General features: G+C 60.1%; 6 protein-coding genes. 1 reads left to right on the top strand and 5 read right to left on the bottom strand.

Going from position 1 to position 9,301, the window contains the following annotated elements; all coding sequences use genetic code 11:
• Positions 1 to 139: 139 nt before the first annotated feature.
• Entirely contained in the window at positions 140 to 2,614 is a 2,475-nt protein-coding gene (locus tag AC07YV_RS22655) for a UvrD-helicase domain-containing protein (protein ID WP_102701365.1), read from the bottom strand.
• Positions 2,615 to 2,893: 279 nt separating this feature from the next.
• On the opposite strand from AC07YV_RS22655, the gene AC07YV_RS22660 reads away from it, so the two are divergent.
• Positions 2,894 to 3,589, top strand: coding sequence for a pirin family protein (locus AC07YV_RS22660; RefSeq protein ID WP_102701364.1), 696 nt, complete (start codon positions 2,894 to 2,896; stop codon positions 3,587 to 3,589).
• A gap of 198 nt (positions 3,590 to 3,787) precedes the next feature.
• Here the strand turns inward: AC07YV_RS22660 and pgm are convergent, their stop codons facing one another.
• The 4 genes from pgm to AC07YV_RS22680 form a co-directional block, all read right to left on the bottom strand.
• A complete protein-coding gene (gene pgm, locus AC07YV_RS22665; protein WP_102701363.1) occupies positions 3,788 to 5,434 on the bottom strand; it encodes a phosphoglucomutase (alpha-D-glucose-1,6-bisphosphate-dependent) in 1,647 nt (548 codons plus the stop codon).
• Positions 5,435 to 5,545: 111 nt separating this feature from the next.
• Positions 5,546 to 6,946: an aminotransferase-like domain-containing protein gene (locus AC07YV_RS22670; protein WP_102701362.1), complete on the bottom strand. Its 1,401-nt coding sequence runs from the start codon at positions 6,944 to 6,946 to the stop codon at positions 5,546 to 5,548.
• 40 nt (positions 6,947 to 6,986) lie between these two features.
• Positions 6,987 to 8,477 (bottom strand): hypothetical protein, encoded by a 1,491-nt coding sequence (locus tag AC07YV_RS22675; protein WP_102701361.1) that lies wholly within the window; start codon positions 8,475 to 8,477, stop codon positions 6,987 to 6,989.
• 590 nt (positions 8,478 to 9,067) lie between these two features.
• The coding region (locus AC07YV_RS22680) for a hypothetical protein (protein WP_494990354.1) at positions 9,068 to 9,301 on the bottom strand (234 nt) is incomplete at its 5' end.

Below are 9,301 nucleotides of genomic sequence, written 5' to 3' on the forward strand. Positions count from 1 at the left end.
CCACATCAAGTGGGCTTTTTGTTGAGCGATGTTCCTTGTAGGAGCGAGCCTGCTCGCGATGGACTCAAGTGCGCCGCGTTTAGCCAGTAAATACACGTTATCGTTAACGACCATCGCGAGCAGGCTCGCTCCTACAAGGTCAGGCGGTGGTTTGACTTTTTCGATGGTCGGAAAAGAACGCCTTGCCCTTGCCGATCCGGTCGGACGCCTTGGGCATGTTCGCGGCCTGGGTGTCTTGTGCATCGACGTACCAGTAGCAATGGCTGACGGCACGGGTAATACCCACGTACGCCAGCCGCAGGATCTCGTCCTTCTGGGCATTGTCGTAGGGTTCGCTGTCGCCGGCCTTGCCCAGGCCCGCCATCCGGTATACCTGATTCTTGTAGGGCGAACTGGTCAGGTGTTGGCAGTCACCCAGCAAAAACACCGCATCGGCCTGCAGGCCCTTGGCACTGTGATACGTCAGTTGCTTGAGCCTGCGAGCTTCATGGGGCAAGCTCGAATCAACATTAACTACCGACTGAATATGCTCTTCTATCAATGACTTATCGCTACTTTTTCGATAAAGCATCAAGATTGAATCACCCTTTCGGTAATGCTCCATCAGGCGCTGCGCCATGCCCTGGTCATCACGATCGAGGACGCTCACCGGCAGCAATGCCTTGGGTTCACCGCTGGCCTTGGCTTTCTTCCCGGCAATCGCCGGCGCTGCGCGCACGATGTGCTCGGCGGCATCGATGATGTGCTGGTGGCTGCGGTAGTTGTCGCTGAGCATGACCTTGGTGGTGCTCGGCGACGGGAACTCCTTGTTGAACTCCATGAAGTAGCTTGGCGAACTGCCGCGCCAGCCATAGATGGATTGCCAGTCATCGCCCACACAGAGCAGCGAGGAACGCTGGGCACCCCGTCCGACGTGCATGGCCGGCCCGCGACTGCGGATCTCTGCCAGGCTGGCCCTGATCCAGGAAACGATTTGCGGCGAGACGTCCTGGAATTCGTCGATCATCAGGTGTGACAGCGGCCGCAGCAGCTCATCACTCAGCAACTTGAGGTTCTCCGGCGAATGCTCGCTGAACAGGGCGAACATCCGGTTGTAGGTCATGATCGGCGGTTTCTGGTCGAGCAAATGATCTTCCAGCGCCCGCCAGTAAAGGCTCAGGGCCTCGAAGAAGAACCGGTCGGGATCGTCCTTGGCGAAGCTCATCTGTCCCACGGCACTCGGCACATCCAGCCCGAGGTTTTCGATGAACCCGGCGGCGGCGACAAAGCAATCGAGCAACGGTGCGGAAGCGAGCTCGCCCTTGACCTTGTAATCGAAGCCCGGCCCGGCGCTGGCATCCCCCGCCAGCGAGGCCAAAACACGCCTTGATGATTCGTAACTATCCAGCCATATCAAAGGTTTACGGCAGAAAGCTTGAAACAGGGTGCGCTTTACTGCCCACTCTGCGCGCACCGTCAGCTTGGCATTGGGCCGCATGACCTGCGGGTTCTCCCGAGGATCGAACCCCAGCACCACCCAGGCGTCCAGCGTCGGGATGTAGCCGTGACAGTGGAATGTCGACCCGTTGATATCGAACGACTGGCGATTCGGTTCGATGCCCTTGATGGGCCAGGCACCGGCGCGAAACCACAGGTCTTCAATGGCGTCGCACAACTCTTCATCACGCTTGGCCGCCAGCTCGGTGACGCCCATGCGTTTCTGCACATCGGGGTGATCCCGCTCCAGTTCCTTGAGTTGCAAGGCATGCCGGGACAAAGGCTTGATCAGCTCACGAAAGCGCTCGTCGTTACTGTGCAGACGGTGATAGCAGGCGTTGAGCTGTTGGCGCTGAGCGTCGTTGATGCGCAGGTCGAACGGATTGCTGTCGACCTCCTCGTCACCCTGTGCAGCCCGCAAGCTGAGGTTCTCGAAGGCCTGCAAACGCTCGAAACCCGGAAGACTGCGCACCATCGGCAGGATCCGCGAGTGAAAGGTGCGCACCAGGTCCCGTGCCTCCTTGAAACTGATCGCGCGGCCCCACAGCGCAAACAGTTCGATCAGCTTGTTGATGAAGTCCTTGCGCGACTCGCGGGTGAAGGTCACCACCGTCATCGAACTCAGCTCGAAGCCCAGGTAATGGCTCAACAGCAAGATGCGCAACACCAGCGTGGTCGACTTGCCTGCGCCGGCACCGGCGATCACCGAGGTGGACGGCGTGTCGCTGAAGATCATTTTCCACTGTGCGGCGCTGGGCTGGGCATGGGCCGGCAGCAGCCGGGCGACATCCGCCTTCATGCGCTTCTTCAACTCGGCGCTCAACGGCAGGCGCCAATCGTCGAACAGCAGGTCATCGACATTCGGTGGCCGGTGTTCAGTGGAGCGCGAGTCGCGGATCAGCAGGACCTGGCGACCCTCCTCCAACCCCTCGAGCTTGCCTTCCCTGTAGCCGTAATCGACCCCGGCGCTGTGACCGCTGCGAAAACCGTCGGCCTGGCCATGCAACCACGACGCACGATGCTGTGCGTGCAGGCGGGTCAGGCTGTAACCGAAGAACCGGGCGAGCAGGCGCTTGATCAGCGGCATCTCGGCCAGGGGGCGAAGTTCAGGCGGAAGATCGGGGGTGTGTTGCGGCACGCGGACTGACTCCAGGGTGTGAGGCTGTTGAGCGCTATGGTGTCTGCATTTGCCATTGAGTTCTAGTGAATTGCTTATGACTCATTGGCTTATGCGATGAAGTGAAGGTTGGATGAGAGCGTTTCGAGCCTATTTCATATCAATTGATTAGATGGGAATGGCGCATTTTTTACGCTTTTTATCGATTGTTGCCTGATGGATGATGGCCGTCATCAACCACCGGTCTCGCTTCGTGGCTCAGGCGCTTCGCCCCATGACGAACCTTTTCTGGAGACGATCATGCTTGAACTCAGACCTTTCAAAACCCTTGGCGGTGCTCACCACGGGTGGTTGGATGCGCATCACCATTTTTCGTTCGCCGAATACTACGATCCACAGCGCATGAACTGGGGCAACCTGCGGGTCTGGAATGACGACGTGATCGCTCCCGGTACCGGTTTCCCGCAGCACCCGCACCGGGACATGGAAATCATCACCTATGTCCGTGAAGGCGCCATTACCCACCAGGACAACCTGGGCAACAAGGGCCGGACCGAAGCGGGCGACGTCCAGGTCATGAGCGCCGGTACCGGGATCGCCCACAGCGAGTACAACCTGGAAGCGACGCCGACCCGGATTTTCCAGATCTGGATCATCCCGAACGAGACCGGCCTGGCACCGTCCTGGGGCGCCAAACCGTTCCCGAAAGGCGACCGCGAAGGTTTTGTCACCCTGGCCAGCGGCAAGGAAGGCGACGAGCAGAGCCTGCGCATCCGCGCCGATGCGCGGCTGGTGGCCGCCAATCTGAAAGCCGGCGAAACGGCCGAATACCTGTTGGACAGCGGTCGTCGTGCCTACCTGGTTCCGGCCACCGGGGTCATTGAAGTCAATGGTTTGCGCGCACAAGCTCGAGACGGTGTCGCGGTGGCCGATGAGCAGGTGCTGCGGGTGACGGCTATCGAGGACAGTGAGATCGTGTTGGTGGATCTGGCTTGATTCACTGAGCGCAATTGCAAAAAAAAGGGGCGACCGTGTTGGTCGCCCCTTTTTAGTTGCTGCGGCAAACCCTTTGTGGGAGCGAGCTTGCTCGCGATGGCGGCCTGGCATCCAGCATTGATATTGACTGACAGACCGCTATCGCGAGCAAGCTCGCTCCCACAGGGTTATATGCAGCTCCAGTGGGAGTTACAGCGCTTACTTCGAGGCAATGGCACCATCCACCAGCGTTTGCGCCTCGGCCACCAGTTGCTTGAGGTGGTCGTCGCTGACAAAGCTTTCGGCGTAGATCTTGTAGATGTCTTCCGTGCCCGACGGACGCGCCGCGAACCAGCCGTTTTCGGTCATGACCTTGAGACCGCCAATGGCCTGGTCGTTGCCCGGTGCGTGGCTGAGGATGCTCTGGATCGGCTCGCCGGCCAGTTGGGTCGAAGTGACCTGATGCGGCGACAGCTTGCTCAACAGGGCCTTCTGCTCCGGGTTGGCCTTGGCGTCGACCCTTACCGAGAACGGCTCACCCAGTTCATCGGTCAAGGCACGGTACGCCTGGCTCGGATCGCGACCGGTCCGGGCCGTCATCTCGGCAGCCAGCAGGGCCGGAATCAAGCCGTCCTTGTCGGTGCTCCAGACGCCGCCGTCCTTGCGCAGGAACGAGGCACCGGCGCTTTCTTCGCCGCCAAACCCCAGGGAGCCATCGAACAGCCCGTCGGCAAACCACTTGAAGCCGACCGGCACTTCGTACAGGCGACGGCCCAGGCGTTTGGCCACGCGATCGATCAAGCCGCTGCTGACCACGGTTTTGCCCACGGCAGCATCGGCGCGCCATTGCGGACGATTCTGGAACAGGTAGTCGATGGCAACCGCGAGGTAGTTGTTCGGTGCCAGCAAACCACCGGACGGGGTGACGATGCCATGGCGGTCATGGTCAGGGTCGCAGGCAAACGCCACGTCGAAGCGCTCTTTCAGGCCGATCAGGCCTTGCATGGCGTGGCTGGAGGATGGGTCCATGCGGATCTGGCCGTCCCAGTCGACGGTCATGAAGCGGAAGGTCGGGTCGACCTGTTTGTTCACTACATCCAGGTCCAGACGGTAATGTTCGGCAATCGCCGACCAGTAGCGCACCCCTGCTCCACCCAGCGGATCGACGCCCAGGCGCAGCTTGGCTTCGCGAATGGCGTCGAAGTCGATCACGTTGATCAGGTCGGCGACATAGGTGTTGAGGTAATCGTGACGATGGGTGGTGCTGGCCTTGAGTGCCTGCTCGTAGCTGATGCGCTTGACCCCGGCGAGCTTGTTGGCCAGCAATTCGTTGGCCTTGGCTTCGATCCACTTGGTGATGTGGGTATCGGCCGGACCACCGTTGGTGGGGTTGTACTTGTAGCCACCGCTTTGTGGCGGGTTGTGCGACGGCGTGATGACGATGCCGTCCGCCAGGCCGCTGGTGCGGCCACGGTTGTAGCAGAGAATCGCATGGGAGATGGCCGGCGTCGGCGTGTACTCGTCGCCCGCGGCGATCATCACGGTCACGCCGTTGGCCGCCAGCACTTCAAGGGCGCTGGCACCGGCCGGCGTGGACAGCGCGTGGGTGTCGATACCGACGAACAGCGGGCCGTCGATGCCCTGAGCTTCGCGATACAGGCAAATGGCCTGGCTGATCGCCAGCACGTGCCATTCGTTGAAACTCAGGTCGAACGAGCTACCGCGGTGCCCCGACGTGCCGAAGGCAACGCGCTGGGTCGAAATGGCGGCATCAGGCTGGCCGGTGTAATAGGCCGTTACCAGTCGCGGGATGTCGACCAACAATTCTGCCGGTGCCGGTTTACCCGCAAAAGGACTGAGTGTCATGCAAAACCTCTGGAATAGAGTGGTTCAGGAAGTGAGTCGCAGTTTACTGGCAGTTTGACCGCAACGCGATGGGATCGATCCCACACAGTAGAGGTTGTTATTTTTTGTCACTCACTCGATCGATTCCAGGCGCAGCGCATCCCCCAGCAGTCCCAGCGCGGCCGCCAGGTTGTGATCGCCGCCGAAGGTATGACTCAGGCGCACATGCTGCCCGTGCAGACCGTGGAGGCTGAACAACTCCCCCGGCGCGATGACCACCTGCTGTGCCAGCAGGCGCTGGAACACACGGCGCACATTGACCCGGCGCAACGAGCGCACCCAGATCGTTGCACCGCCTTGCGGTTCGACGAAGTGCAAGGCATCACCCAGTCGCTCCTGCAACAACTGGGTCATTTGACTCTTGCGCTCCTTGAGTAGCCGTCGCAGCACCAGCAGGTGTTGATCGATGCGGCCGCTGCTGTACAAACGGGCGATGGCTTTCTGGCGAATCGGCGACAGTCGAAACGAACGCAACAGGAAGTGCCGTTGCAGCTCGGCGCTCAAGTGCCTTGAAAGCAGGTAGCCGTAGGGCGCTTCCGGTCCAACGATTTTCTCGAACGCGGAAAACACCATCAGCCGTTCAGGGTCCAGCACGTCGCGAAAGCGCAGGCCGCCCGGGTCAAATCCGAGCTCGCCATAACAGTCGTTTTCCAGCACCCAACTGTCATGCGCGGCCAACAGCCGGGCAATGGCCTGCCGATTTTCCTCAGGCGCCAGGCTGCCATGGGGCATGTTCAGGGCCGATGACAGCAGCACCAGCCGTACCGGCTCGGTCTCCAGCAAGGTTTTCAGCCGTTGCGGATCGAGGCAACCATCGGCTTGCACAGGCCACTCGATCACCCGTACGCAGGCGGCTTGAAACAAACGCAGGATCGTCCAGTCGCACGGCGATTCAACCACGACCGTGGCGTCCTTCAGGCCCAGCACGGCGATGAGGATTTCCAGGACGCCGCGAAGGTCGGCGCCGATGTAGACATCATCGGCGTGCCAGTAACGCATGGGAGACGTGGTGTAGCGTGCTGCCAGGGCGGTGCGCAACTCGAGCTCGCCGCAGGGTTGCGAGGGCGACTGCGGCTGCCTTGGATACTGGCGCAGCAACTCTCGCTCCAGCAGCAACAAGGGGCTGTCGAGCGGCTGCAGCAACGCCGGTTCATCAGCGCTCAGGACCAGCATCCCCGGACGCCTGGCATTGACATAGACGGCTTCGAGCAGATCGCTGCCGCTGTCCTGCGGGTTGTAAGAGGACACTGGCAACGCGTAATAACCCGACTTGGCCACCGAAAACACACGCCCTTCCTTCTCCAGCAGCGAATAGGCGTACTGAATGGTCGAAATCGACACATTCAGGCGCTCTGCCAGCTGCCGCAGCGACGGCAGGCGGATGCGTGAATCTCCTTCGGACTCATTGATCAGGCTGCCCAGATAGCGATAAACGGCCTGATAGGCGAAATCCGTTTCTCGTGGACCTTTCATGGCTGAAGGCCGACCGCACTGGCTGATAGTCCGCTCACCCTCAGTGACCCGCTGACCATTCATCCACCAAGGTGGTGCCGGTGTCAGGATCGCCCGCTGCCTCTTGCAACGCGGCGTCCTGGATCTGTGCTTCGGGCGCCCCGTCACCGCTGCCTGGCGCCCGCTCCATGCGATAAAGCCGGCCAATCAGGCTGACGGGCAATCCGCTGACATCAATCATCCATTGCATGATCTGCTCGGCGACCGGATGCCCCTGCATGGCCCGATGCAACTCGGGCATGGCCACCAGCATGCCCGGATGGCACTGACGCAAAAATCGCTCAAGCCCCGCACCTTCTTCGATAAAAGGCGCAAAGAGCAGACACACCAATTGTGCTTCGCTCAGGCCCAGGTTCTTTTGCGCCTCGGCCGCCGCGCGGGCACGCTGATCGCCCAGTGTCGCCGGGTTGCCGAACACCGCGATGGCCTGCTCGCACAAACGCTCGGGCAAGCGCTTGCGACGCATCATCACCAGGGCGCGTTGCAGGTACTGCTCAACGCCTGACTGGTAATCGCGGCCCTGCACGAAGCTCGCTTGCAACCCACGCACGTGCGCCGAAATCGACGCGCTGACGAATTCGTTGTCGCTGATCTGCGCGGACAGTTCGTCAGGCTGGAAGCCGAGAAATTCAGTCAGCAATGACCAGCGCTCTTCCAGGTTGCTGACCAGCAGGTCGTGAATCTCGATGCAGGTGGTACGACGGCAGGTCTCAAAACGCTCTTCAGGACGCCATCGCGCCTGGCTGTCATCGGCATAAAACGCCTGATAACAGTCGCTGCCCAGCTCATCGAGCAATGCAAACAACCCCGCATGGCCGGCCTCGCCCACGTGCGAGGGCTTGAGCCCTGCCTTGGTGGCGGCACGCTTCAGGCCGTCGATGAACTGTTTCTGCTGACGCGGCGTGTCACTGACGAGCAAGGCGTCGACACCACCGTCCCAGCGGGCGATTTGCCCGTAGAACTCTCCCGTGGCCAGGTATCCGTCATCCCACAGGTCGAACCCGCCGTGCCATTCCCGGCGATGGCCGATCAGCAGCAGGTTCACGCGGCTGGACTCACGGCCGGCGTCGGAGATCGGCCTCAGGTGATCGAACGGCAGGACTTCCCGATCATCGACCATCAGCACTTCGACCCGCGGATCGTCATAGACAAACAGTGCGCTGTTGGTCCGGTGCATGTTTCCCACGGCCGCCCGGCTGGTCCCGTTCAACCGCAACGAGGCGATGCGCAACTGGAAGGTCGCCGGGGACCGAGTGGCGATGGTCAATTGCGCCGCACGCAACAGCGCCAGGCTGTAGCAGTTGTCGCGAGCCCCGGACTGAACGGCCAACACCTTGTAATCACCTATACGCTCCATGCCTCCCGCCGCCACTGCCAGACGTTGAATCAACAACTGCAATGCAGTGCGCTCGGCACGGGAGAAGAAACCCAGCAATCGCTGCAGCACTTGTTGATAGACATAGTTCATCGCTTGGTCATGGATGCTGGTCATCTTTATTTACCTGGTACTCGTAAGTTCAATATCGCGCGGACAGCACATTGCGCTGGACTGTCTGCACGAATGGAGTCATCGACTTTATTGCCAAATGCTAGCAATTGATTTTTCTGGAAATCACTTGAAACAATCGTAACAACCCTTCTTGCGCACGCCGAAGACAAGGCTGTAGCGCCCGGCTGGCAAGGGTTTTCTCGATTGGAGACGAAGTCCTAGGAAGCGTCCGACAGAGTCCCACAGACACTTAACACAAGAAATAAGGAAAGAAGTTGTTGCTGACTCTTTGGCTGCTACACAACAACTAACTAAATTGGAGGTGTGCACCGAGGGCGCACATTGAAAAGTTTTAGCCTGACACCCTGCCATGACTCATTCCTTGAGATGAAAGTAATCATTCAATTATCAGGGCTTAGTGGCTTTTTAGAAGCTACAGATTACGGGCAAAAACCAGTTCAGTTGCTGGACGGGTCTGCAGATCGACGGTTTTTTTTTGCCCTTCTCTCTTCTGTAGGAGCAGCCGGTCGACGCTCGATTGCTCGCGATGGAGGTCAACGATGCTGCGGGGAGCCTGACATCCCGCGGTGCTCTCAGGTTTTTCGTCGGAACGCCGCCCGGAGCAAGCTCGCTCCTGCAGAGCCCGCCGCCATCGGCCATCCATGGCCGTACGCGGTTAACCCGGCATCCATGCCGGGTTGCCCAATGCTCAGAACCTGCGCTCGACCTCGTTGTTTGGTGGTGCACGCATTCCCCTGTAGGAGCTGCCGAAGGCTGCGATCTTTTGATCTTGCTTTTGTGATCTGGAGATTGCTGAAGATCAAAAG

Source organism: Pseudomonas sp. GW456-E7 (genome assembly GCF_059424105.1).